At 63.4% G+C, this 23096-nt stretch carries 21 protein-coding genes and 2 pseudogenes; 13 read left to right on the top strand and 10 right to left on the bottom strand.

The features are described from left to right. The 3 genes and pseudogenes from AVL61_RS18300 to AVL61_RS16480 all read left to right on the top strand — a co-directional run. A pseudogene (locus tag AVL61_RS18300) lies at positions 1–333 on the top strand (tryptophan--tRNA ligase); the annotation flags it as partial. A 160-nt stretch (positions 334–493) separates the two neighbouring features. Continuing rightward, positions 494–661, top strand: a complete 168-nt coding sequence (locus AVL61_RS18295) for a hypothetical protein (protein WP_197412747.1) — start codon at positions 494–496, stop codon at positions 659–661. A gap of 90 nt (positions 662–751) precedes the next feature. Beyond that, positions 752–1792, top strand: a complete 1041-nt coding sequence (locus AVL61_RS16480; RefSeq protein ID WP_058875418.1) for a hypothetical protein — start codon at positions 752–754, stop codon at positions 1790–1792. Between the two features lie 1098 nt (positions 1793–2890). On the opposite strand, the gene AVL61_RS18760 is transcribed toward AVL61_RS16480, so the two are convergent. The 3 genes from AVL61_RS18760 to AVL61_RS16470 all read right to left on the bottom strand — a co-directional run bounded on the left by AVL61_RS18760 (position 2891) and on the right by AVL61_RS16470 (position 4766). Then, positions 2891–3163: an IS3 family transposase gene (locus tag AVL61_RS18760; RefSeq protein WP_082697256.1), complete on the bottom strand. Its 273-nt coding sequence runs from the start codon at positions 3161–3163 to the stop codon at positions 2891–2893. Between the two features lie 87 nt (positions 3164–3250). Continuing rightward, positions 3251–3526, bottom strand: coding sequence for a hypothetical protein (locus AVL61_RS16475; protein ID WP_058875413.1), 276 nt, complete (start codon positions 3524–3526; stop codon positions 3251–3253). Between the two features lie 646 nt (positions 3527–4172). Further along, complete coding sequence (locus tag AVL61_RS16470; protein WP_058875412.1) at positions 4173–4766, bottom strand: recombinase family protein; 594 nt, start codon at positions 4764–4766, stop codon at positions 4173–4175. A gap of 373 nt (positions 4767–5139) precedes the next feature. Here AVL61_RS16470 and AVL61_RS16465 point away from each other — a divergent pair, with 373 nt between their 5' ends. The 4 genes from AVL61_RS16465 (at position 5140) to AVL61_RS16450 (ending at position 9498) form a co-directional block, all read left to right on the top strand. Then, the gene (locus AVL61_RS16465; protein ID WP_058875411.1) at positions 5140–5778 is read left to right on the top strand and encodes a recombinase family protein; all 639 of its coding nucleotides are present in this window, start codon (positions 5140–5142) and stop codon (positions 5776–5778) included. Between the two features lie 55 nt (positions 5779–5833). After that, on the top strand, positions 5834–7249 hold the full coding sequence (locus AVL61_RS16460) for a Mu transposase C-terminal domain-containing protein (protein ID WP_231738464.1): 1416 nt from the start codon (positions 5834–5836) through the stop codon (positions 7247–7249). Next, on the top strand, positions 7236–8156 hold the full coding sequence (locus AVL61_RS16455) for an AAA family ATPase (RefSeq protein ID WP_082697255.1): 921 nt from the start codon (positions 7236–7238) through the stop codon (positions 8154–8156). The genes AVL61_RS16460 and AVL61_RS16455 overlap by 14 nt, the downstream gene beginning before the upstream one ends. A gap of 1099 nt (positions 8157–9255) precedes the next feature. After that, positions 9256–9498, top strand: coding sequence for a hypothetical protein (locus AVL61_RS16450; RefSeq protein ID WP_058875409.1), 243 nt, complete (start codon positions 9256–9258; stop codon positions 9496–9498). A 154-nt stretch (positions 9499–9652) separates the two neighbouring features. Here AVL61_RS16450 and AVL61_RS17675 read toward each other — a convergent pair whose 3' ends face one another. The 3 genes and pseudogenes from AVL61_RS17675 to AVL61_RS17665 form a co-directional block, all read right to left on the bottom strand. Beyond that, positions 9653–11338 carry a UvrD-helicase domain-containing protein gene (locus AVL61_RS17675; protein ID WP_082697254.1) on the bottom strand — a complete coding sequence of 562 codons (1686 nt, stop codon included), beginning with the start codon at positions 11336–11338 and terminating at the stop codon, positions 9653–9655. Between the two features lie 2 nt (positions 11339–11340). Further along, the gene (locus AVL61_RS17670) at positions 11341–13020 is read right to left on the bottom strand and encodes an ATP-dependent nuclease (protein WP_197412746.1); all 1680 of its coding nucleotides are present in this window, start codon (positions 13018–13020) and stop codon (positions 11341–11343) included. Positions 13021–13145: 125 nt separating this feature from the next. Then, a pseudogene (locus AVL61_RS17665) lies at positions 13146–13605 on the bottom strand (integrase core domain-containing protein); the annotation flags it as partial. A gap of 138 nt (positions 13606–13743) precedes the next feature. Here AVL61_RS17665 and AVL61_RS16440 point away from each other — a divergent pair. From AVL61_RS16440 to AVL61_RS16415, 6 genes are all read left to right on the top strand, one after another. Beyond that, positions 13744–13971, top strand: a complete 228-nt coding sequence (locus AVL61_RS16440) for a hypothetical protein (RefSeq protein ID WP_058875407.1) — start codon at positions 13744–13746, stop codon at positions 13969–13971. Positions 13972–13990: 19 nt separating this feature from the next. Continuing rightward, positions 13991–14212 (top strand): hypothetical protein, encoded by a 222-nt coding sequence (locus tag AVL61_RS16435; protein WP_157571480.1) that lies wholly within the window; start codon positions 13991–13993, stop codon positions 14210–14212. Positions 14213–14397: 185 nt separating this feature from the next. Then, a complete protein-coding gene (locus tag AVL61_RS16430; protein WP_058875405.1) occupies positions 14398–14595 on the top strand; it encodes a hypothetical protein in 198 nt (65 codons plus the stop codon). Continuing rightward, on the top strand, positions 14592–14783 hold the full coding sequence (locus tag AVL61_RS16425) for a hypothetical protein (RefSeq protein WP_058875404.1): 192 nt from the start codon (positions 14592–14594) through the stop codon (positions 14781–14783). The genes AVL61_RS16430 and AVL61_RS16425 overlap by 4 nt, the downstream gene beginning before the upstream one ends. A gap of 136 nt (positions 14784–14919) precedes the next feature. After that, on the top strand, positions 14920–18240 hold the full coding sequence (locus AVL61_RS16420) for a type ISP restriction/modification enzyme (protein WP_058875403.1): 3321 nt from the start codon (positions 14920–14922) through the stop codon (positions 18238–18240). 255 nt (positions 18241–18495) lie between these two features. Further along, on the top strand, positions 18496–18822 hold the full coding sequence (locus AVL61_RS16415) for a histone-like nucleoid-structuring protein Lsr2 (RefSeq protein WP_058875402.1): 327 nt from the start codon (positions 18496–18498) through the stop codon (positions 18820–18822). A 503-nt stretch (positions 18823–19325) separates the two neighbouring features. Here AVL61_RS16415 and AVL61_RS16410 read toward each other — a convergent pair. The 4 genes from AVL61_RS16410 to AVL61_RS18085 all read right to left on the bottom strand — a co-directional run bounded on the left by AVL61_RS16410 (position 19326) and on the right by AVL61_RS18085 (position 23032). Continuing rightward, on the bottom strand, positions 19326–20030 hold the full coding sequence (locus AVL61_RS16410) for a nuclease-related domain-containing protein (RefSeq protein ID WP_231738463.1): 705 nt from the start codon (positions 20028–20030) through the stop codon (positions 19326–19328). 267 nt (positions 20031–20297) lie between these two features. After that, positions 20298–20987, bottom strand: coding sequence for a hypothetical protein (locus AVL61_RS16405; RefSeq protein WP_058875401.1), 690 nt, complete (start codon positions 20985–20987; stop codon positions 20298–20300). A gap of 48 nt (positions 20988–21035) precedes the next feature. Continuing rightward, on the bottom strand, positions 21036–22280 hold the full coding sequence (locus tag AVL61_RS16400; protein WP_082697252.1) for an exonuclease domain-containing protein: 1245 nt from the start codon (positions 22278–22280) through the stop codon (positions 21036–21038). A 575-nt stretch (positions 22281–22855) separates the two neighbouring features. Next, a complete protein-coding gene (locus tag AVL61_RS18085) occupies positions 22856–23032 on the bottom strand; it encodes a hypothetical protein (protein ID WP_154676738.1) in 177 nt (58 codons plus the stop codon). Positions 23033–23096 lie beyond the last annotated feature (64 nt).

Below are 23096 nucleotides of genomic sequence, written 5' to 3'. Positions count from 1 at the left end.
CGGCGTACCGTCACCGACGCCGAGCGTCGGATCACCTTCGACCCGGCAACCCGCCCCGGGGTCTCCGCGCTGCTGTCCACCGCGGCCCTGTGCCGGGGCACCACCCCGGAACAGGTCGCCGAGCAACTCGGCGACGCCGGGGCCGGGCGCCTGAAACAGCTCACTACCGAGGCCGTCAACGACTTCCTCACCGGCCACCGGCGACGCCGTCAGGAACTGGCCCGGGACCCGCACCTGGTGCGCGACGTCCTGCGCCGCGGCAATGCACGGACCCACGAGATCGCCGAGGCCACCCTCACCGAAGTCCGCGAGGCCATGGGCACCATCTACTGACCCTCCCTGTCCATCCAGTCCTCCCGCCGGGCCGGGATGTGAAGCCAACGCACGAGGCGCGGAACACGGGAGGAGCGGCCGACACGCACAGCACGGGCGGGGTGGAGAGGAACACGGCAATCCTCGATAGCGTGGAAAGACCTACCCCAGGAGGTTTCTCATGATGGACGTCGCCGGCTTCGGAGCGTTCCTCGGACTGTTCATCTGGTTGCTCATGGTCGCCATCACCTTGTGGCTGCTGTATTGGGTGGTGCGCAAGGGCGTCACCGCCGGCATCAAGGACTACGCGCAGAAGCACGGCGACCGTGCCGGCAGCTTGCGACCATAGACGAAGGCGATGCGCACCCCCCGGACCTTGTAGGCGTTTGCAGACGTCGAACGAGAGGGCCAGGACGGGTCACAGATGGAGAATGGGCGCATGTCAAAACCATTCGGGTGGGTGCCCGACCTCGAGCGGGGTGAGTGGCTGCGCCCGGTGGAAGCCGAGCCGCTGGGTAGCGTCCTGTCGGTGGTGCCGCGCGGTTTCCAGGCCTACGCGCGCCTGTTCCACCCGGTCGAGCGCGACCGGCCACGGGCGACAAGGACCTGGCAGGGCCTCGATCAGGCTACGCATTTCGCCGGTGTCCACGACATCGAGGCCGCACTCGAGACGCAGCGGGCCAGCTGGGCCCAGGCCGCGGCATCCTTCGGCACGACCATGCACGCCCAGGCCCAGTACGCACGCCTCGTCCGCAGCGTCTACGGTGCGGTCGACGGCGTGATCGCCGCCGACGGGTGGCGCTACACCGACACGACCGAGGGCCGCCTCGATGCCGCGTCGCTGGCGGCGGCCGCGGCGGTGCTCGCCCGTCACACCAGCACCCCGGATGCCGGGATCGCCGCGATCTGGGAAGGCTGGGGAGGGCTGGTCAGTTCGTCCGGAGCCGCCCGTTACGTGCTCGTGCCCAGCGACGAGTGGCCGGCCCCAGACATCGACGAAAACACGGGGCACGTCACCGCCCCCTCGCTGCGCCAACGACTGGCCGGGGCCCTGCGGCAAGGGCTCACCGGCGCGCAGGCGGTGCTGCAGGCCCGTCCCCGGGGTGCCCACCGCGACCCCGCACCCGGCACCGGAGTACTGCCTCCGGAGATCGCCGCCGGGCCGCGGTTCGCACTGCACGGGGACACCGGGCGGCACTACGTCCTGTTCGAGGCCGGGGCCCACGACTTCGCCGACCCCACCTGGCCGACCCATGCGCCCTGGGTCGATGAGCCCATGTGGGCGCCCTCCCCCAGCATCCTGTGGCCAGACGACCACACCTGGGTGCTCGCCACCGAGATCGACTTCGATTCCACCCTCGTGGCCGGCACCACGGCACTGGTGCGCGAGCTCGTACGGACCCCAGGTCTCGAAGTACTGCCCCTCCGCACCGACGCCGACCTCACCTGGGACGGCGACGCGCTCAACCGCCCCAAGTGACGTCGTAGCCTCGGACGCCGCCCGGGCATCACCCCCAACTGCACGTGCCGATGCCCATGGACCCGCGACGATCAGGAGCGTGGGCGGTCCCTGTCGTTACGGGGCCGCCCAGGTGTGAGCATCCCGGTCTCGTTCAGCAGGAGTGCACCTCCTGCTGCGGGGAGAAAGAGGAGGGCGGGCAGCCATTCAGTGATGGCGAACAGGCCTAGAGCGAGAAGGAGAACGACGATCGCTGCGACTCGGACTTTGGTGTGCATGACATCACTTCCGTTGAGTTCGCGAAGCCTAACATCGGCCTCCAGAACCCCTTGCCACCCGACTCGCCGGGCAGACTCCCAGCGCAAACGGGAACCCCAGCTGCAACGCAGCTCGCGGCAAACCGCTTGCGTCCGCAAACATGTGGCTAGTGCTGGAATGCCTCCACTGATAGACAGGAACAGATACAAAAGCAAGACCTTTCAGTTGACAATGGGCGACTAACCGTGAGGGAACGTCGAAGCTTGATAGGTATGTCCTACTTCGCCTCTGCCTGGCTCGTTCTGATCGGCGCTTTCGCTTTCTGGCTGACGGAGTAAGACTTTTACATTGCAGAAAAGGTGGGCAAAACTTCGGGAGCCGAGTCGGAGGCAACAAATGACTTATATAACAGCTGGTGGCGGAGGCAGATCAGACTTCCAAGGATCAGCCGGTCTAGGTGCTCCTGCTTTCGGCATGGCACCTGAATTCACAGCATCTAACAACCTAAAAAGCAGAATGCGATGACTTTATGAATGCAAGGCATTTTACATTGTTAACGTTTGGCACATTTCTTCTAATTGCAATTGCAGCCTTGATCTTCGTTTTCTCCGGAACTGAATGGCAGGGTGACAACAATGAGTCTACATGGGTTCTATCCGGAGGATTTTTAGTATACTTATTGGCATTTCTTACGTTTAATCGAGGTTGGGGCCCCACGGAATCAACAGTACATTACTTGCAGTCTTTCGACAGAAGTGCAACCACTGACGAAGTATTGGGTATATTCAAAAAATACTCACCCCTTCTTCTTCTAGGAGCAATACTATTATTAGTTACCGCGATAGCTTCAATTTTTATTTATTAGAAACAATGTATCCTGCCGTACTTGCTGCGGTGGCGCCGATGGATGCCCTCGACGCCTGCCACGCGCATCAGCCGAGCCACCTTCTTGCGATTCCACCGGTGCCCGCGGTGGCCTAGCTCCGCAGTGAGTCGGCGAGCACCGTAGACGCGACACTGCTCGGCCCCGGTTGAACGGGCTGTTTGGGTATCGCCCGCGTTAGACCAGTCACTCGTCGCGGCGCCTTCGTCGCGTCCTCGGTGTCCGGAGTAGACCGTCTTCGAGACGCCCAGTACCCATCACAGCCGACGGACCCCGTAGCGGTCTCCTGAAGCATCCATGATCTCCAACGGTTTCGCCAGGGAGCCGATCGACTGTCCTCAGACGATAACGACCGCGGCTATTAAGAGGACCCCCTTCTCCACCTCGAGCTCCGTGACCTTTCGCCGCAACCGGGCCAGCTCGAGCCGCTCGTCGCTGCTCAAGGCAGCTGAGCCGGCAGCACGACCCCGGCGGGCATTCGTCACCCAGTCCCCCAGCGTCTTGTATCTGCTGACCAGCGCCCGGACGACGTCGCGCACCCCAATGTTGCCTTTCAACACCGGCACACCGGCCTGATCGCGGAACTTCGGTGGGTAATTGCTCACTCGATCCATCAGGGGCTCCTCCTTTGACTCCTGCCAAACCTGAAGGAGTCCGACGGATTGGAGTCACTTCAGATTTCAACCCGGTGGGTATACGGCGTATCAGCTGCGGGTCTTCTAGTGTTTGGCTTGATTCAGTTTCCCCAGGCGAACGCACACGACTGGATCTTGATCGCTGGTGCGGCCCTAATACTGGCCGGACTCATCCTCTCGGCACGGAAGCTGCATTGGGATGGGCTAGTCACCGTATGGGAACTCAGGACTGGGGCGGCTTGGTACGTGGGGTTGCCGGGGTCCAACGACAGTTTTCCCTCTAGGGGCATGGATTACCGGCCTGGGCGTGGACCCACTGCTGTTCTTCCCGAACCGCAAAAACCCATCGACGCAGTCGCAAAGCGATATCGACCATTCGATGGCATGTGAGCCCGACACTCAGGTAACCGGGATGACAGGCACTGCAAAAAAGCGCCCGACCATGGGAAGCATGGCTTAGTTTCGGCGCCTCGTGACGCACGGAAGAGGGACCCCTGCTGCTCCAAGCCTCAGCGATGGTGTCGGCGGAAGAAACCAGGTGGAGTTGATGCCCGTATACCCCGCCCGCTGAAATGCCCGCTCAGGTACGACATATGCATCATGGGTTCCAGCAGTCCAAGCGTCCTCAGATCGTCGTCGCTTGCGGCAGCTCACGGATCCGCCGGTAGAGCGTGGCTCTCGACATGCCGAGGTCGCGAGCGACCTGGGTGGCCAGCTCCCCGCCCTCAATGAGCCGTAGCGCGTTGCGAATCTGGGAATCCGTGAAGGTCTGACGCCGCCCGCCGAGGTCCTTGCCGGCAGCACGGCGCTTGGCCACCGAGTCGGTGATCCGCTCCCGCTTGATCTCCAGCTCCATCTGAGCCAAGGCAGCCATCACGGTGAAGACCATCGAGCCCATCGGGGTCGCCGTGTCCACGTCTCCCCCACCCAGGTTCAGCACCCGCAGCCCGGCACCTCTCCCCCGCAGCGCCTCAGCGAAGGCCAGCATGTTCTGCGTCGACCGCCCCAGACGGTCCAGCGTGGTGATGACCAACGTGTCACCCTCCTCGAGCGCAGTGACCGCCTGGTCGAACTGCGGACGGGAAGCACGCCCACCAGACACTCCACTGTCCACGTAGATGTCATCGCGCCGCACGCCGGCGGCCAAGAGATCAGACACTTGACGGTCCGCATCCTGTTGTCGTGTTGACACGCGTGCATACCCGATCAACTTCCCCACGTCCACCCAATCTGTCTCGCAACTAACGTTGAGTATCCGATTCTACGGGTACGGATAAAGCACAAGGATGTGAGACACACTCCACCGCGGAATCATGCGGGTGTGAACCGCAGCGACAAGTGGCGGTGTTGTGACAGAGCTAAACGGCGGCATCGAGGTCTTGCCTTTCGATCGGAGTCGTCGGACCGGCCGAGCTCGAGGTAATCAACGGGTTGACCGGCCGCGGGCGACCGTCCCACTTCCTAGGTACTGGGACGCTCGGCGTCGAGTTCTATGTTCGGGGACTATGGATATGGATTCGAGTGCCAGAAGTTAGGCCTGGAAATCAGTGCCATCTAGGTCGTACGGAACCGACTTCCGGTACGCTGGGCCCATGGAATTGGGGTACGCGCGGGTCTCGACGGCCAAACAGGACCTCGATCGGCAGATCGACGCCCTCCGGCAGGTCGGGATCGCCGCCGAGCGGATCTATGTCGACAAGAAGTCCGGGGCCACCACGGAGCGTCCCGGGCTGGCCGCGGCGCTGGCCTACGCTCGGGAGGGCGACGTGATCGTGGTGCACACCCTGGACCGGCTCGGACGCACCGTGCGCGACACCCTGAACCTCATCCACGACCTCGCCGAGCGGGGGGTGGGGGTGCGCAACCTGGCGGACCCGATCAAGGTGGACTCCACCAACCCGAACGATCCGATGGCGCAGCTGGCGGTGGTGCTGCTGGCGTTGTTCGGACAGATGGAACGCACCTACACCCTCGAGCGCGCCGCCCACGCCCGATCGGTGGCCACGGCCAAGGGTCGGCGGATCGGGCGGCCCTCGGTGGTGGACCGGGACAAGCTGGCCTATGCCGCGCACCTGCGCGAGGCCGGGCACACGATGGCCGAGATCGTGGCCAAGACCGGGATCACCCGCACCACCCTGTACCGCCACCTCCCGCCGCGGCCCCCGGAGCCGGTGACGGCCGGACCGGTCACCGCCGCCGAACCCGAGCCCGACCGCGGTCCGGTGGACTGATCCCCGTGGGGTGATGGTGGTGGTGCAGCTGAGTCCGCAGGAGAAAGCGGCACTGTTGCGCCAGCACCTCGACGACGGGGTGCCGCTGACCCGGCTCGCCGCCCACGCCCACGTCTCGGTCCGCACCCTGCAGCGCTGGGCCGCCGAGTACCGGGCGGACTCCTCCGCGGCCGGTCTGGAACGCCGGGTCCGCAGCGACCGCGGCCACCGTCGGCTGCCGGAGGAGCTGATCGCGGTGATCGAGGCCCTGGCGCTGCGCCGGCCGGCACCGACGACCACGTTCATCCACCGCCGGGTGTGCGATCTGGCCCCGGAGCGCGGCTGGGTCCCACCGAGCTACTCGAGCGTGCGCAGCGTGATCGCCGCCATCGATCCCGGGCTGCGCACCCTGGCCCTGGAAGGGGACACCGCCTACCGGGACCGGTTCGAACTGGTGCACCGCCGGACGACGGTGAGGCCCAATGAGCAGTGGCAGGCCGATCACACCCTGCTCGACGTGGCGATCCTCGACCATCGGGGGCGCCCGGTGCGGCCGTGGCTGAGCGTGATCCTCGACGACTACTCCCGCGCGGTCGCCGGCTACACCGTCTTCACCGGCGCCCCGAATGCGGAGCAGACCGCCCTGGCCCTGCACCAGGCCGTGCGGGCCAAGCCCGACCCGGCCTGGCCGGTCCAGGGGCTGCCCGAGGTGCTCTACAGCGACCACGGGGCCGACTTCACCAGCACCCGGCTCGAGCGGGTCTGCCTGGACACCCACATCCGGCTCATCCACTCCCGCGTCGGGGTCCCGCAGGGGAGAGGGAAGATCGAACGCTTCTACGGCACCATCACCACCGAGGTACTCCCACACCTGCCCGGACACATCCCCCACGGCACCGGCGGCACCCCCACCTCACCACCGGCCCTGAGCCTGGAGCAGCTCGACGCAGTGGTCCAGCGCTATCTCATCGAGGACTACCACGCCCGGGTGCACTCCGAGACCGGACAGGCCCCGGCCGCCCGCTGGATCGGGGCCGGGTGGATCCCGCGCACCCCGGCCCGGGGCGAGGACCTCGACCTGCTGCTGCTCACCGCCGCGACCACCCGCATCGTCCAGCGCGACGGCATCCGCTTTCACGGCACCCGCTACATCTGTCCAGTGCTGGCCGCCTACGTCGGTGAGACGGTGACCATCCGCTACGACCCCCGTGACGCCGGCGAGGTGCGCGTCTACCACCAGGACACCTACCTGTGCCGGGCGATCGCCCCCGAACTGGCCGCCGAGACCATCACCCTCCAGCAGCTCCAGCAGGCCCGGAGCGCACGCCGCAAGGAGCTCAAGCAGCAGCTGCGCGCCCGGCGCAGCCTCGCCGACGCCCTGCCCGCCGACGACCGCTGGGCACCACCACCCGCCCCGGTTCCGGGCCCACCGGCTGACCCGCCGGTGGATCGGGCGCCCCGACACCGGTTGCGGACCTATGCCACCGACTGATCCCGACTCCTCCCGCAGCCTGTTGGGCAAGGGCGACGACGGCCGGCGCTTCCTCTCCGGCACGTTCGGGGAGATCAACGGGCTCACCTCACCCCCGCCCCCGGGCTCACCGCCGTTCCTGCCCACCCGCGAGCACCGCCGCTTCACCGAGTTCGCCGACACCGTCCGCACCCACCGCTACATCGGCCTGTGCTGGGGCCCACCTGGGGTCGGCAAGACACTCTCGGCCCGCCACTACGCCGGGGCCTCGCAATGGGAGCAGTGGCAACGAGACCTGGGCGAGGACCGCGACCCCGGCCCCATCCCCGAACAAGTCCTCCAGGCCCGCACCGCGCTGTGGACCCCGACCGTCACCGCCAGCCCCCGACAGGTCGACCAAGCCCTGCCGCGGGCCTGCCAGCAGATCTCCTACGCCATCGACTACCACCGCCACGGCCGCGTCGACCCTTTTGTGCACCCCGACTCGCGCTCCTCCGGGCTCACCGAGCTGCTCATCATCGACGAGGCCGACCGGCTCAAGACCACCGGACTGGAACAGGTCCGCGACTACTACGACCGCCATACCATCGGGGTGATCCTCATCGGGATGCCCGGCATCGACAAGCGCCTGGGACGCTACCCCCAGCTCTACAGCCGTGTGGGCTTCGCCCACGAATACCGCCAGCTCACCCCCGAAGAGCTCACCGCCGTCCTGGCCCGTCGCTGGCACACCGATGGACTGGCCGACGGCGACGAGTTCACCCGCACGGTCGCGATCGCCACCATCGCCCGGATCACCGGCGGCAACTTCCGCCTCGTCGACCGCCTCCTCACCCAGATCAAACGCATCCTGGACATCAACCAGCTCGAGACCGTCACCCCAGAAGTCGTCGAAGCCGCCCGCGACGCACTCCTCATCGGCCACTGAGCAGCGGAGTGGGCCACCAAGGCAGCCCGCCATCCCAGAGTCCCTGCTGCCCACTGCGCACCATTCGTCTCGGGCACGTCCCGTCGGTACGGCTCCGACGTTGCAGTGGAAGTTTCCTATCGCCAAGTCCTTTGACGTTCTACCCTGAAGGCACGCGATGACGAAGGAGTCCGCCATGTTGCCCCTGCTTCCCTCCGCCACGACTGCCACCGCTTCCTCCAGCTGGGTCTTTCTGACGGTGATCGCAGTCCTCGCCCTGTTGTGCATTGCCCTGCTGGTCATCGACCGACGCCGTCGCCGAAACTCTGGTGCCGACAACTCGGGGCCCCGTGATCGCAGTGTTGCCCCGGAAACCCACTCGGTCGGACTGTGGGGCGCCGGCGGAGGAGCCGGCACCGGAGACATGGGCTGAAGCCCGGCGCAGCAAGCCATCCCCCCCGACATGAAGAACGTGGAACGGCGACCGAGACAGGCCAGACCATCAATCACTTCGAACCAGGCTGACCAGCTGGCCCGCTACTGACTACCCCGCCCCGAAGCGGTCATTTAGCTCTGTCAGAACACCGCCACTTATCACTGCGGTTCACACATGCGGGCGCAAAATTCTCGGACGAGACGTCTCGCATCCCATGGCCTGCGAGACAGCCCACCGTCACACTAGTCAGCTTGCTTCGAGAGTTATCGGCTCACTGCCTACGCTGAGGAACCACCGTTAAGCTCTCGTCAGACCGGATTGAGCAACTCAGGACCAGACCGCAACCGGCACACGGTTTTCCGATCCGGGAACAGAAAGTTGGCATGAATACCTCTGCCTCCCGGGCCCTTTCCGTCGAACTCCGCCCGTACTCCACCACTCGATGGACGGCTATCTACTACCCCATGGTCGAGACCACCGCGGGCCGGTGGGCCGAAGCCACCTGGGTACTACGCCAAAACCTGATGCCCGCAACCCATGATCCGCAGGATCGGCACAGTGGATCGAGATGCGCAGCCTCGCCCCCGGTCAGCTCCGCCATGCCCACCACCCGGCATGGAGCGAGGCACTGGCACTGGCCGCCGGCTACGTCGCGGCACTGACCACCTAAATGACGGCGAAGACATGGAAGAGCCCCTGCCGCTCGAAGACGCGCAGCGGCTTCGGGAAAACACGGCCGTCATCCCGGCCGGGCAGCTCTCAGAATGGGTGCTCGATAATGTCAAGAACGAGACTTCGCAGATCTCCGGTAATCCTGCAGATCCACTGGAGCGCCCCCTGGTCCGCCTCATCGCCTCGGCGATCTCGGCGAACTCAGCAGAGTCGGCCGACGACATAGGGGTCAGCAAGTCCATGGACACTACATAAAAATGTTAGTGACGACCATACGACCAAGATTAAGAACGCCCCACTACTAAAGCCTTAACAAATCCTATCCATTTGATGCGGCCCCCAGCCCTGCTCGTTGCCCCGAAAGAATTCTTGCCCTTTAAAGGAACTCAGGTTTTGAACATCCCAGGGCTTAGTCCAACCGGGTCACTTCAAAGCCCGCCAATTCGTAGCGTTCGAGGAGCGTGCCCCTGGTGGAACTTGGCAAGGCCAAGGCTAAAACCTTACGCGCCCTTGTTACAGCCACGTAGGCCAGGCGAAGCTCCTCGTTAACGGTGGGAGTATCACAATTGATCGCCATTGACCAATCATTGGCGTTGCTCGACTTAGCCCAGTCGGGAGGCACAGCCCCCACAACTAAGACCGCATCAATCGACAGTCCTTTTGCTTTATGGATGGTATCGATAAGCGTCAAGGAATCAGGCTCCCTTTTCCATGCCTCAGCGTCCTTTGATCTCCAAGAGGCCGGGGCCTTTAGCGGCACGAGCTCGCTTGCAGACGCTGGACGAAAGGCGCGCGCACATTCATCTAACGCTGCGCTTGCCGCTTGTGCCCAGTCCCCTAAGTCGCCGGACAGGTCGGGCAATGTCGCGATCAAGCCTAGGACGGCATTCCTTACTTTAAGACTGTCCACATCGAGCGGCAATAAACCATCGAAGGCGCGGTCAAGCACAAGGCGTTCGAGGTCTCGGCATATTTGAAGGTCTAATACGGGTGATAATTTCCGCGCCTGTAGTAGCTCAGCGAACGGGGTTGTGGATACTAAATTAGACTGCCCTCCGCGCAACTTCGCGGCTAGCTCACCCGCACGCGCTAATACGGCCTTGGAATGTATCGGTGTATCGATCACCTCTAACCACTGGTCGAACGCGGCCACGGCCTTTTCCGGACATTTCACCGGATAGACGAAGAGGCGCGGGACTAAGTCCAATGTTGCGTGTTCAGCCATTGCAACATCCGCCTCCACTCCGGGCCTAAAATGTGCAGCAATATCGCAAATCAGCTGGGAGGAGCGATAGTTTTCACGTAGGACTTCTGGTCTCAATCCGAGGTCCAGTGCAAATTCTTCACAGGCATCTGGGTCAGATCCCCCAAATTCAAAGATTGTTTGGTCATAATCGCCGACTAAAACAATTGACGCAAGCTTTTTTGTTTCGGCAATCAGCCGCAAACATTCGAGTTGCATTACATTAGTATCCTGCGCTTCGTCCACAATAATTTCATCGAATCTCGAAGCCAAAGCGCCAGCCAATAACGGGTACGTGTTAAGAATCTTCGTGCAAAGATATATCGCGTCGTCGTAGCTAACATATCCGGCTTTCGCTGCAGAATTTTTTGCGGTCACAATAGCGCTTATGTCCGTATTTGCGTCTACTCTCCTTTTAGAATAAAGAGTGCCTTGCAAGTTGGATTTCCAATCAGCAAGTACTATTCCCTCCGGCGCGAATTCCTGTGCCCGCTCGGGATTCATCGACAACGGCGTAACGGAGTTTGCTATCACATGCCCCCATGGCCGTAGTACGTACTTGAGAAGAAATGCGTGGAGCGTCCCAATATAGTTTTCGCCACTAGGGGCGGCACCATAAGTTCGTGACGCAGCACTCGCGATCTCCTGTGCCCCAATCTTGGTGTGGGACAGCAACGCCAGGCGCTGGCCGCGCTGAAGCTGCCATGCAACGCGAGCCGCAACCGAACGCGTTTTTCCGGACCCTGGGCATGCCCTAAGGAAGAGATTCCCTGCACTCAACAGCGCATTCGCCTGCTCTTGGCTAACGCCGAATAGTCCAGCTAGTTCGGATTCAGTTTTATAATTTTCCATTTTTACTTACTATCTTGGAGGAAACGGCCTACTCCAATTAAGTACGGGGGTGTACTTATGGTCTCCTGCGGGTTTTCAATAAGGATGTGACTTAACTCCTGGGCGAACCGTCCTTTTTCATCTTCCACTGCGCTTAGGAATCTATTCGCGAAATCGCTAGAGCGGGCGAAATTTTCGCGGGCGATTGCATCCGCCAATCTAGGGTGCACGCGCCTAAGGGCCTCGAGAATTAGATCTGGGTTTTGCCAATTTGCCTCCGCAAGATCCCATTCAAAGGTTGTCCTCGCCAAAAACACAGAGACCGTTTGACTCTTAAGTTGGAGTAACAGGTTAGCCTTTGCGCTCCGCTCAGTCGATGATGTTGGGTCGCTGTCGCTAATTAGCGCGCACTTAATTGGCAACCCCGCTGGGTTAAAAAGCTTAACGAAGGGGTCAAATGCCAATCCGTCCACACTTACGACTGTTACCCCTTGCTCCCGCAGAGATACACCCTCGCGATCGAGCAGGACAGGCACGAGCAGAAGTTCTGCAATACCCTCGACGAGAATCACTGCCGATGAAAAAAGCATCATTGATTTTGTGGCGTCTAGAAAGCGGCCCAAATGGGCAAACTCACGCTTGGTCAGGGATGCGTGGCGTAAGTGGTGCGCAGAGGGTGGGGATAAATCATCCACTCTTCGAAGAACTGTTATTCGCTCTACATCAGCGGAGGAAGCGAATTGAGGAGAGTGCGTTGTGGCAATAACTTGGGTTCTAGTGTCCGATAAGTGCTCTAAATATCCCTGCAGGAGAGCCTGAAGTTGAGGATGGAGGTGAGCTTCAGGTTCCTCGACCAGGAGAAGACTCAACGGAATATCTTCTGACTCCTGTAGCACTGATAGGAGAACAGCGATATAAAGCAGATTGTTATAACCCAATCCGTTTTCGGACAAGCGTTCGGGTCGAGTTCCTCCTGCAAGTGCTTGTAGGCTTCCAATGATGCGCTCGAATCGGGCCTCGGCGAATTTTAGTGCGGACTTATGTGCGAACGGGCCATGGCCGGTCATGCCAGTTAGTCGGTCTTGAATAGCTTTTGCTGCTCCGGCGATCGAGCCAATTTTTTCGAGTTCTTGATTGGCTTGTGTTATGACGTCTACAAGCTTCGTTCGGTCTTCATGACCATCGGCTGCATGCGCAGACACGAGACTGGCTAGGCGATTTGACTGCCCGGGTCGCAAATCTGCAGTCGCGTCGCGGAGAGCGGGGAGGTACACAAAGCGAAGAGCTTCTCGCGCAATCTGTTCGACTTCATTTTGACCCAGGTCACCTCCGTACCAACGGGTCGTTGGTCGGCCTGATTCATTCATATGGGAGGTTAGCGTAAGGATTGCTATGTCCGCGCCCTTGGTAGGAGCCAACAGTGATATAAGTCTGCCCTTTTGCTTCTCCGGAACGTCGACTATTGTGGCGCGAATAATTATTCGCTCTGACGTGGTCGCATCGTCTACTCGAGTAAAATCGGTTGGCGTAATCCACCTGTTGCCCATGCCGTCCGCAAATGGTAGAAAAAGGGAACGGAGTGCATCAATCGTTGCGGATTTACCTGCATTGTTTGCGCCAACCAATAACGCCAAAGGCGAGTCGAGTTCGATGGTCGTTGCCAGTCCGCGGAATCCGTTTATCTCGACTTGGCTGATACGCATACGCGTTATCCTTTCTGGGCCGGCTAGCCCATGACTGGCGTCCACAACGATTGATCGATGCCTGCTGGACATCGAGTTCCTTGCCTCAGTATGTATGAGAATGCGGGATCGAGTCGTCTTCGCTGGTTGTAAGAGGGCATGACGTTATTGACACGGGCCGGGACACGTGAGGCCGGGGGCTTCTCGCCGCAGACGGCGTGCGGGCAGTGGTAATTGAAGTGATTGACCCATAATCCGATCGCGGTCCGGCGGGCCTGCTCGCTGGCGTAGGTCTGGACGTAGAGCACTTCGTCGACGAGCAGCCGGTTGAACCGCTCCACCTTCCCGTTGTGCCGGGGCGTGTACGCCTTGATGCGCTGGTGCCGGCCCGCCAGGTCCTCCACGGTGCGGGTGAAGTCGCGGGCGCGGTAGTTGGACCCGTCGGTGACCACCCGGTGCAACCGGTTGATTCCGTGGGCGGCGAAGAACGTCCTCGCCCGGGCGATAAAAGCCGATCGTGGTCGCCGCCATCTCGTCCTCCATGGCCTCGGCGTAGGCCAGGCAGGAGAATCCGTCGATGGCGGTGTGGAGGTAGGTGTGCCCCAATGCGAAAAGGCGCTGATGCTCGGAGGGCTCGGACGTGGTCGAGGGCAGGCCCCGTCCCAGCAGGCAGCCATCGACCGCGGCCCACGGATGTGGGGCCAGACAGGCGGAGGCGCCTCGTGCCACGATGCCAGGACCGGCATGAGCGCGCGAGGGGCGTCGATGAACAGCAGATCCGAACGGAACTTCATGGTCTTCCTGCTGGTGCTCATCTCGCTGCAGGTGGCGTTGAAGCTGACCCTGTGGCCACCGGAGGAGACCTTCGACGTCGTCCTCGTCGTGTTCTTCCTGCTGCTGCTAGTCGCGGCGGCGGCTAGGACGATCCAGCTTCACCTTCGGGTACGCCGGGGAACCGAGCCAGAGGAGTAGAGATGGAATGGGCCCGGCCGTGAGTTCCCGAACAGCCATGGGTGTCATGTACGCGGTGCTGGTCCTTGGAGCGGTGTGTCTGGTCGTCGACGTCGTGCTGTCCTGGCCGCCGGACCTTCCGTGGGAGCTGGTGCGGTACACACTCGTCGCCCTGTGGGTCACTGTCCTCACCGGCATGATCATCCATTTCGTCCGGCAGAGCGCCGGCGACCGGAGGACCAACCGTGACGGCGAGCAATAGGCGTAACTGTGTCCAGAGCCAAGCAGTGGTTCGTGGTGTTCCCGGGGCTGAAGTTCGCAGTCTGAGTGGCGATCGGGTTCATGGGCCAATGGATTGCCAGGACCAAGGCCGCGGGGCTTCGCAGCCACGGCCGCTTCCGTGATCAATGGGGACCACCGCGCCCGCCGACGTCAGGAGGATCAACCATGAGACCGGGCCGGATTCTGGGGTACGCGGCATGGATCGTCTTCTTCACCATCAGCGTCTACGTCGGGCTGCGGATCGGGGAGCCGGTGCTCGTCTGGGTCCTCATCGGGCTGTTCGTGGTATGGGCGGTCTCGTCCTGGATCGTTGAGAAACAAGCAGCTGTCCGCCGCCGAGCCGACCGGGAGGAAGGCCCATGAAGCGGAAGCTTCCAGCACTGGGCGTGATGGTGATCGTCACCGTGGTCGTGGCGTGGATCGCCTATTTGATCCTGGACCGCGTGCCATGGGGTGGGATCAGCGGCGGTGTCGGCGTCTGGCTCGCCCTCATCTTCTGGCAGATCGCGATCAACCAGACCGGGAGCAAGACCGCGGCGACCAAGGTTTGAGGGCCCAGCAGCACGCTCCGGGCTCCCTCATGGAGCCCGGAGCGTCCCGGCCCGAGTCAATAACGTCATGCCCTCTTAAAGCTAGGCTCGGACAGTACGTGGTCCCCCAGCTACGAAGATCGAAGGTCCTCCAAAGATGTCTGAATCGTGGCTTGCTGAAGCGGTAAGTGCTTTTGGAACCGCGTGCAAGGCGAAGCTCGGAGGCCCAGGGGACCGCGAAGCCGCCATCCGTGCGCCCCTAGAGGGATTGCTGGCCGCGGCAGGCAAGCAGCTGAAAGTCAGCGCTGTCTTCCACGATGAGGTCCGTGACACACAGCGCCAGGTTCGCCCTGATTATGGGGTGAGCGTGGGAGGTGCCATCACCGGATACATCGAGGTGAAGGCCCCGGGGAGAGGGATTGACCCGGCCCGTTTCACCGGCCACGACAAGCGCCAATGGGAACGCCAACGGGACCTTCCCAACCTGCTGTACACGAACGGCACGGAATGGCGGCTCTACCGGGACGGCGAACTGCTGATCGGTCCAATCGCCTTCCAGGGGGGTGCCCTCGAGGTAGCCGGGCCTGATCTGTGGGCCCCGGCAGAGTTCGAAGCTCTGGTAACCGACTTCCTCCGCTGGCAACCAGCCCCCATCACTTCCGTTGGCGCCCTGGTGCGAGCGATCGCCCCGCTTACTCGCCTGCTACGCGGAGAGGTCCTGGACCAGCTCGACGCCGAGCGGCGATCGGTCAAGGCCGGCGCTGATCAGTACACTCAGCCCTTCCTCGGACTGGCCCAAGACTGGCGGACGCTGCTGTTCCCCACCGCCGACGACAAGACATTCGCTGACGGCTACGCCCAGGCAGTCACTTTCGCGCTCCTGCTGGCCCGTACCGAGAACATCGAGGTTTCCGGTCGGTCGTTGCACGACATCGGGGCACAGCTCGGCAGTGAGCACTCGTTGATGGGTAAGGCTCTCCAGCTGCTCACCGATGTCGTAGCTGCTGACTTCAAGGTCACCCTTGACCTGCTGGTGCGCGTGGTCGGTGCCGTTAACTGGGACCGCATCCGCAAGGGCCGCCGTGATACCTATCTGCACCTCTACGAACACTTCCTGGAGGCCTACGACAACGAGCTGCGCAAGCAGTCCGGTTCCTACTACACCCCCCGCGAGATCGTGGACGACATGGTGCGCCTGACCGAAGAGGCGCTGAGGAGCCGGCTGGGCAAGACCCACGGATTCCGCGACCCCGAGGTGTTCACCGTTGACCCCGCGATGGGTACTGGCACTTACCTGCATGCCATCTTGGAACGCGTCGCAGAGCAAGCCGCCGCCGCAGACGGGCCCGGCATGAAGGCAGGCGCGGTCTCTCAAGCCGCGGAGCGCATGGCCGGCTTCGAACTGCAAATGGGCCCCTACGCCGTAGCGGAGCTACGTACCACCGACCTGCTGGCTTCCCACCAGGCCAGTACCCCACCCCAGGGGATGCATCTGTACGTCACTGACACCCTGGATGACCCCTACGCCGCCCAAACACAGATCGGATCCGGCCTTCGACTCATCGCTCAATCCCGTCGACGAGCCAACGAGGTCAAAGCCAAGACCAACGTCACCGTCGTCATCGGCAATCCGCCCTACCGCGAACGAGCGGAAGGCATGGGCAGCTGGGTGGAAAACGGGAGCAAGGCCCACGGCAAAAAGGCGCGCGGCATCCTCAATGACTTCCGCGACCCGGACACGGCCCGGCACTTCCACAACCTCAAAAACCTCTACGTCTACTTCTGGCGCTGGGCGACCTGGAAAGTCTGGGAATCCACCACCGACGACGTAGGCAACAGTGACACCGGCGTGGTCTGCTTCATCTCCACCTCCGGGTACGTAGGCGGCCCTGGGTTCACCAAAATGCGTGAGTACATGCGTCGCCACGCCTCAGAAGGCTGGATCATCGACCTCACCCCCGAGGGACAGACTCCTGACGTGCCCACGCGCATCTTCCCTCAAGTTCGTCAGCCCCTGGCCATCGGGCTGTTCATCCGCAAGCCTGAAACCTCCACCGACGTGCCAGGTGTGATTCACTACCGCGCGGTTCATGGCCGGCAAGCCCAAAAATTCGCCGAGCTACACGAAATCAGCCTCGACGGGCCCGGGTGGCGCAACGCTCGAACGACTTGGAACGCCCCATTCACCCCGGCCGCCGCCACCGACTGGGACGCCTTCCCCGCACTGGGGGACCTGATGCCGTGGACCTCACCGGGTGTGACCGGCAATCGCCGCTGGCCTTATGCCCCTTCTCCAGCGATCCTGCGCACGCGCATCGGCCAACTCCGGGCAGAGCTCGACGAGCAGCGCAAAGCATTGCTCTTCAAGGAGACTCGGGACCGCACCTTGCACAAACGCTTGGAACCGTTGCCAGGTGAAGATACGGCAAACGCCGAGCGGTCGCTCTCGGAGAACATGAACTTCGTGGACCCCGTGCGCATCGGGTATCGAGCCTTCGATCGGCAGTGGATCATTCCAGATGTCCGGGTGCTCGACATGCCCCGTAGAGACCTATGGGCCGCTCGCGTACCTCATCAGGTGTTCGTCATCGAACAACATTCGAAACTAATCAAGGGTGGCCCCGGCTTACTCTTTTCCTCTTTTATCCCTGACCTAGACCACTTCAACGGCCGTGGCGGCCGAGCATTGCCGATACTTCATCCGGACGGCGCGCCCAACCTCGCTCCTGGGCTGTTGCACTCTTTGACGGTTGTTCTCGATCGACAGGTTACGGCGGAGGACATGCTGGCCTACTTGGCTGCGACAGTGGCCCATCCTGGGTATACGCAGACCTTCACCGACGAGCTCACTACCCCCGGCATCCGGGTGCCGATCACCAGCGATCAAGATTTGTTTGCCGAAGCCGTGGCCATCGGACAGGACGTCCTTTGGGCACAGACCTACGGTCAATCCTGCTCTAGCCCCATTCATCGGCCCGATAACGTGCGCTATCCCGCTGGTGATAGGCGCCAACCACTGGCGCTAACGCCCATCACCGTCATGCCTACCGGTGTCACCTACGACCCGGAGCGATCCATGATCGTCCTCGGAGACGGGCAGTTCGGTCCCGTCCGACCCGAAGTGTGGGACTACGAGGTCGGGGGCAAGAATGTCATCAAGTCATGGGTGAACTACCGCAGGGCCGAACCAGGAGGCAAGAAAACCTCACCGCTGGATTATCTGCACGTGGAGGCCTGGGACGCGGACTGGACTACCGAGTTCATCGATCTACTCACGGTCCTGACCCGCCTCGTGGAGCTCGAGCCGGCACAAGCTGGTCTCTTGGGACGCATTCTCGACGCTCCCTTGTTGACCTTGGAACGTCTGCGGGAGAGCGGGGTGCGTTGGCCCTCCAAACCCGTCGACCGCAAACCCCGATTTAGCGTCCACTCTGCAAGCACGGGGGGACAGGACACACTGACGTTTAGCCCGTCTTAGGGACTGCCCTAAGATTCGGTGACTTTTGGAACAGTCCCGGGCAATGACCGACATGCACGAACTAGTCGTTCTGTCGACTGGGAAAGCAACGGAAAATTTACCGATAGGGTAACTAGTGCACGATAGCGCACACGACGGTCTCCGGCACCTCACCCCCAAAGCATGCAGGAAAGAGGATTGGCCGCAGTGTCCCAGATCATGGGTGCGTTTCGGCAACCGCAACAACGATGATGCCCCCAAGTGAAAGGTGCCGTGATGGCCCAGAGCGTACAGATCATCCTGGAAGACGACCTCGAGGGTGGTCCGGCCGATGAGACCGTCCAGTTCGGTCTGGACGGCCGGCAGTACGAGATCGACCTGTCCACCGCTAATGCGGAGAAGCTGCGGGAGGCGCTGCGTCCCTTCGCTGCTGCTGGCCGGCGGGCCCAGGGCAAGTCCCCCCGGACCACCGGGCCCCGCTCCTCGGGTGGTAACCCGGAGACGGCGAAGATTCGGGCCTGGGCGAAGAAGAACGGCTACGAGGTCTCCGACCGCGGCCGCGTCCACCAGTCCATCAAGGACGCCTACTACGCCGCCCAGTAGACCCCCCACTCCCCCACCTGGACACGCCCTTGAGCCTGTCCGGGTAATCCACGACCGCGGAACCTCGTGCTGACAGGCCACCGCTGCGGCATCGCAGCGGAACGCCTCAAGGTATGGCTCGAACACGGGACCTCATCACCGCAAGGAACTTGGCTCATGCGGAGCTGCAGGCGACGGGTTGACGCTCCTTGCTCGGCGCGGGGCCCCGGAAACGCCCCGGGTCCAGCTCGGACAGCGCCGGTAGTCCCTTTGGCGCCCGGCCACGGGACCTCGCGGGGGTTCGGCACTGGCTCTTGACGCCAAGATGCGCAGGCACCACCAGGAGGTCGACGACCCACCCAAGCACCGGCCGACCCCGCTGCCTGTTCCCAGCTGGAGAGAACCCGGCTCACCCCCAGTGGTGAGCCGGGTTCACTCGTCCTGGACCAGGGAAGAGACCTCTGGGCCATGACTGCCTAGGATGGCTGCGTCACCACGGGGCGTCAGACGGAAAGTGGTGGAACTCAGACCAGGGAGTCCAACAGGTTGAGGCCCACCCCTAGCAAGAGAAGGCCCAGGACGATTCGGATCGACGCCCGCAGCATGACTTTCTCCGCGCGGTCCACAGCCCTCGCACCACGACGGATACCGCCGGCGGCCAATCGCCGGGCCGTGCGTCGGCGCCGGGCGGTGCGCACTTGACGGTCCAGCACATTGAAGGCCGCCTGCAGCACGGCGGGATCCTCCGCATCCGGAAGATGCGCAGCCCACGTGTCGGGCAGCCCGGCGGCCGCAGTGAGCCGGGTGAGCTGCTCGGTGGCCAGCACGGGTGGGCGCCGGTGGAGCCAGCGCAGCAGCTGCCGGTCCGTGACCACGGCGACCCCGACCGGTTCCTCTTTGATCGTGACACCTCGAGGTCCGACCAGCACCAGAACACCAGTCACCGGCACCGGTGCCCCCACCGCGGCACTGAGCAACGTCTCGACGCGGGTCGCCTCGTGGCAGGCCTTGGGGATGTGCGGTTGCCTGTGTCCGCCCACCATCAGGGTGCGCCCGGCCACCCACACCGGCTGCCCGGTGTGGTTCTTGGTGTTCAGCGTGAACACCCCAGGTGGGCCGATCAGCACATGATCGATGTCTGCTCCCCTGTCCCCGACAGGGACGGCGTGCAGCACTACCCATTCGGGGCCCAGCTTCGCCAGCAGCTTGCCGACCGCGATCTCCCCCACCGCCCCCTGGTACCAGGGCCGCGCATCAGCGCTGAGGGGACTGGTCCCGAGGACTCGGCCCCACCACGACCGAGGCGAAGCCTGGGCTTGGAGGGCCAGGGCTTGGCTGATGACGGACTGACCCGGGATCCTCCCCATCAGTGTTCCGGAGGGTCGTGGGTCCCCGGCCTGCCCTGGAGCCGCCGGCTGGTTCATGGCCGCCGAAGTGGACACCCCGGTGTCACTGAGCTCGGTCACGATTCACCCGCGGCGTGGTCTCGTGCGGGCTCACGCCGGAACCAGCACAGGGTCCGTCTCGGCGCTCTCGGCTGCCGCGCTTGGGGTGGGTTGGGGCCAGTGGCGCACCTGCGGTCCGCCGATGCCCTTGAGGTAGGTGCGGGCCTTGCGGGTGCGGTCGGCTTCGATCTCCAGCCAGAAGTTCAGCAGGCGGGCGCATCCGTTGGCCACGCGCAGCGCCTCGACGGTGACCGGCTCCTGGGACTCCGTGTCCGTGGACCAGGAGCTGGCCGGCGGGACGCCGGGCCAGTCGATGTCCTTCAACGGCGCCAACCGCTGGTACTCCGGAGCCGGCCGCCCGGCGGCCTTGGCGTCCTTGCGGTGCTGGGCGTTCTCCGCGTTGAGCGCCGCGCGGCGATCGTTCTCCGCCCAGAACATGCCCTGCAGCAGATCGACCCAGGAGTCACAGAGGGCGATGAACTCCTCCGGGTCGAACTGCGCGGCTTCCAGGACCACCGGTACGTCGCAGACTTGCCGGGCCCGTGCGGTGAGCAGCACCGGCCGGTGATATGTCAAGGACAAGAACGCCTTCTCGTCGAAACCGTCGGCCACGACCGCGTTCGTGTTCATGGCCCGCAGCGGGCCGGTCATGGTGGTGACCGAGACCTGCCACAGCGCCCACCGCCCACCATGAATGTCCAGAACAGTGATGCCGTGCGGTGTGGTGTCTTCCTGTGCCATAGCGAGGGCTCCTAGGTGGGGGTGCAGTGCGGTGGGGTGGTGTGCACGTCAGTAGAAGTCCAGGGACTCGACGACGACGTGCGCCGGGGGCAGTCCGTGCTTGCGCCACTGGCGTTTGGCGGAGCGCTTGAGCCGGTCGTTGCAATCGCCTCCGCAGACGTGGCGATCCCGATAGATCCAATGGATTTTCGAGCCGACCTCCTGCCCGCACCACACGCACGACTCCCCGCCGACGGCTCTGCCGGTCGGGTGGGCCAGGCTTTGACGGAACCAGGCCCAGTAGCCCAGCTCCTCGCAGCTGAAGCGACGAGCTTGTTCCAAGACATGGTCGGGGGTGCGGGATCGGATGGCTCCGGCACGGGTGAGGCGCTGGCGCAGGGCCTCCTCATGGAGGGAGAGCCGGGCGATGAAGTCGTCTTCGGTGATGATCTCCAGCGCCTGCCCCGCCTCGACCAGCGAAAAGGCATTCCCCAGCTTGATGCTGAACCCTGCTCCGGGCTTGAAAGTGCGCACGTCGAAATCCCCAGTGACCAGGATGGTGGTCTTCTTCCCCACACTGCCCTGCGTGGTGCCACCCTGCTCGGCGACGATCTCCCGGGCGACCTTACGGTTCATCGACTTCAGACCCCCGGTGAAGCACACCACCTCGTTGGCGAAGCCGGTTCCGGACAGTGGTTCAGGGGCCGATTCCAGAGCGCTCAGCGTCGCCTCGTCCGCCTCGGTAGAAGTGCGCGCCACCGAGACAGCCGCCCGGGCGCTGAGCTCCTCGAGCGTGGAACACCCCAGCCGGTCCCCCAAGGTCAACAACACCTGGGCGGAAGCTCGGGCATCAGCTACCGGGTCGTGGTGATCGAAGCCCTCCAGCCCCAGGTGTTCCACCACCCAGGGCAGAGAGTAGGAGGGCATCGTCAACGTCGCCTTGGCCAGCTGCCAGGTGCACAGGCTCTTCAAGGCCGGCCAGTCCAGATCGCAGACCCCGCAGGCATTGAGCAGCACCGAGGTGTCGAACGCCGCGTTGTGGGCGACAATCACGTCGGCGCCGATGAACTGCATCAGACGCTGGTACGTCGCAGGCCACTCCGGCGCGTCCACCACCCGTTCACTGGTGATGCCATGGATGGCGACGTTGCGCGCGGCGAACTCGTCGCACCCAGCCGGAGGGCGCACCAGCGTGGTGAAGCTGTCAACGATGCGGCCATCCCGGACTTTCACCGCCCCCACCGCACACACCGACGCACGTTCGGCGTTGGCCGTCTCGAAGTCAATGGCAGTAAACGACAGCCCCATACCCATTCCCGTCTATTTGCTTTTGCATATAGTGGCAGGTGTTGTCTACTGCGGAGTAGTTGTTGGGTCAAGGGACGATTTATGACATATCCGCCACTCCCCGTGAAGTGCGTTTCGAGGCCAGCCACCCCTCCGTCCGCCCCCTAAATCCCCGATGATCCACGACCGTGGAGCCCGGTGCCTCCGGGTTATCGCCGCGGCATCACAGGGGTCCCCGCGGGCCTGGGCTTGGCGCGCGAGCCTTCACTGTGGCCCCGTCTTTGCATTGAGTAGGCGGTGACGGACCGTCAATCCTTGTCTGGCGCGGGGCCGTCGGGACGCCCCGCGTCCAGCCTGGACAGCGCTGGTCGTCCCTTTGGCGCCCGACAACGGGCCCTCGCTGGGGGTTGGCCCTGGCTCCTTACGGAAGGGGCGCGAGCACCCGCCTCAATCGAAAACCCACGGGACCACCCACCCCATCCCGCCGCCTGTCGCCAGAAGAAGAGAACCCGGCCCACCACCAGTGGTGAGCCGGGTTCCTTCCTCGCCGACCATGGGAAAGCCGCCCGCAGCCGGTCCCCCTCCCCTACCGGGGGCCGGTTCTATCGGTTGAGCTGTTGGGCGTAGGCGCGCACTGCGTTCTCGATCACCGCACGGGCGGTGCCGTCGTGCTCGGTGAGCTCCTCGATCAGATCGGAGACGTCCTGAGCCACCCGCACCCCCAGCTGGATGGTGGGTTCCCGGCGCGGCCGGCCGCGCCCACGCTTGGGCGCGGCCACCGCAGACTCCGCCGCCGGTGCCGCTTGCACCGGCGGAGACGACACCACCGGTGTCGCGGGCTGG

The sequence above is a fragment of the Kocuria rosea subsp. polaris genome, from assembly GCF_001483755.1.
Taxonomy (GTDB): domain Bacteria; phylum Actinomycetota; class Actinomycetes; order Actinomycetales; family Micrococcaceae; genus Kocuria; species Kocuria cellulosilytica.
The sequence above is the reverse complement of the archived record's forward strand: the minus strand, read 5'-3'. Positions and strand labels throughout refer to the sequence as shown.

Bases quoted from the DNA above. Each gene is read 5' to 3' on its own strand.
- AVL61_RS16475 (WP_058875413.1), bottom strand. From the start codon at position 3,526: ATGGATCGAGTGAGCAATTACCCACCGAAGTTCCGCGATCAGGCCGGT.
- AVL61_RS16455 (WP_082697255.1), top strand. From the start codon at position 7,236: ATGCCACCGACTGATCCCGACTCCTCCCGCAGCCTGTTGGGCAAGGGC.
- AVL61_RS16450 (WP_058875409.1), top strand. From the start codon at position 9,256: ATGGAAGAGCCCCTGCCGCTCGAAGACGCGCAGCGGCTTCGGGAAAAC.
- AVL61_RS17670 (WP_197412746.1), bottom strand. From the start codon at position 13,020: ATGCGTATCAGCCAAGTCGAGATAAACGGATTCCGCGGACTGGCAACG.
- AVL61_RS16440 (WP_058875407.1), top strand. From the start codon at position 13,744: ATGAGCGCGCGAGGGGCGTCGATGAACAGCAGATCCGAACGGAACTTC.
- AVL61_RS16405 (WP_058875401.1), bottom strand. From the start codon at position 20,987: ATGGCACAGGAAGACACCACACCGCACGGCATCACTGTTCTGGACATT.
- AVL61_RS17675 (WP_082697254.1), bottom strand. From the start codon at position 11,338: ATGGAAAATTATAAAACTGAATCCGAACTAGCTGGACTATTCGGCGTT.
- AVL61_RS16425 (WP_058875404.1), top strand. From the start codon at position 14,592: ATGAAGCGGAAGCTTCCAGCACTGGGCGTGATGGTGATCGTCACCGTG.
- AVL61_RS16480 (WP_058875418.1), top strand. From the start codon at position 752: ATGTCAAAACCATTCGGGTGGGTGCCCGACCTCGAGCGGGGTGAGTGG.
- AVL61_RS18295 (WP_197412747.1), top strand. From the start codon at position 494: ATGATGGACGTCGCCGGCTTCGGAGCGTTCCTCGGACTGTTCATCTGG.
- AVL61_RS16430 (WP_058875405.1), top strand. From the start codon at position 14,398: ATGAGACCGGGCCGGATTCTGGGGTACGCGGCATGGATCGTCTTCTTC.
- AVL61_RS16415 (WP_058875402.1), top strand. From the start codon at position 18,496: ATGGCCCAGAGCGTACAGATCATCCTGGAAGACGACCTCGAGGGTGGT.
- AVL61_RS16400 (WP_082697252.1), bottom strand. From the start codon at position 22,280: ATGGGTATGGGGCTGTCGTTTACTGCCATTGACTTCGAGACGGCCAAC.
- AVL61_RS16420 (WP_058875403.1), top strand. From the start codon at position 14,920: ATGTCTGAATCGTGGCTTGCTGAAGCGGTAAGTGCTTTTGGAACCGCG.
- AVL61_RS16465 (WP_058875411.1), top strand. From the start codon at position 5,140: ATGGAATTGGGGTACGCGCGGGTCTCGACGGCCAAACAGGACCTCGAT.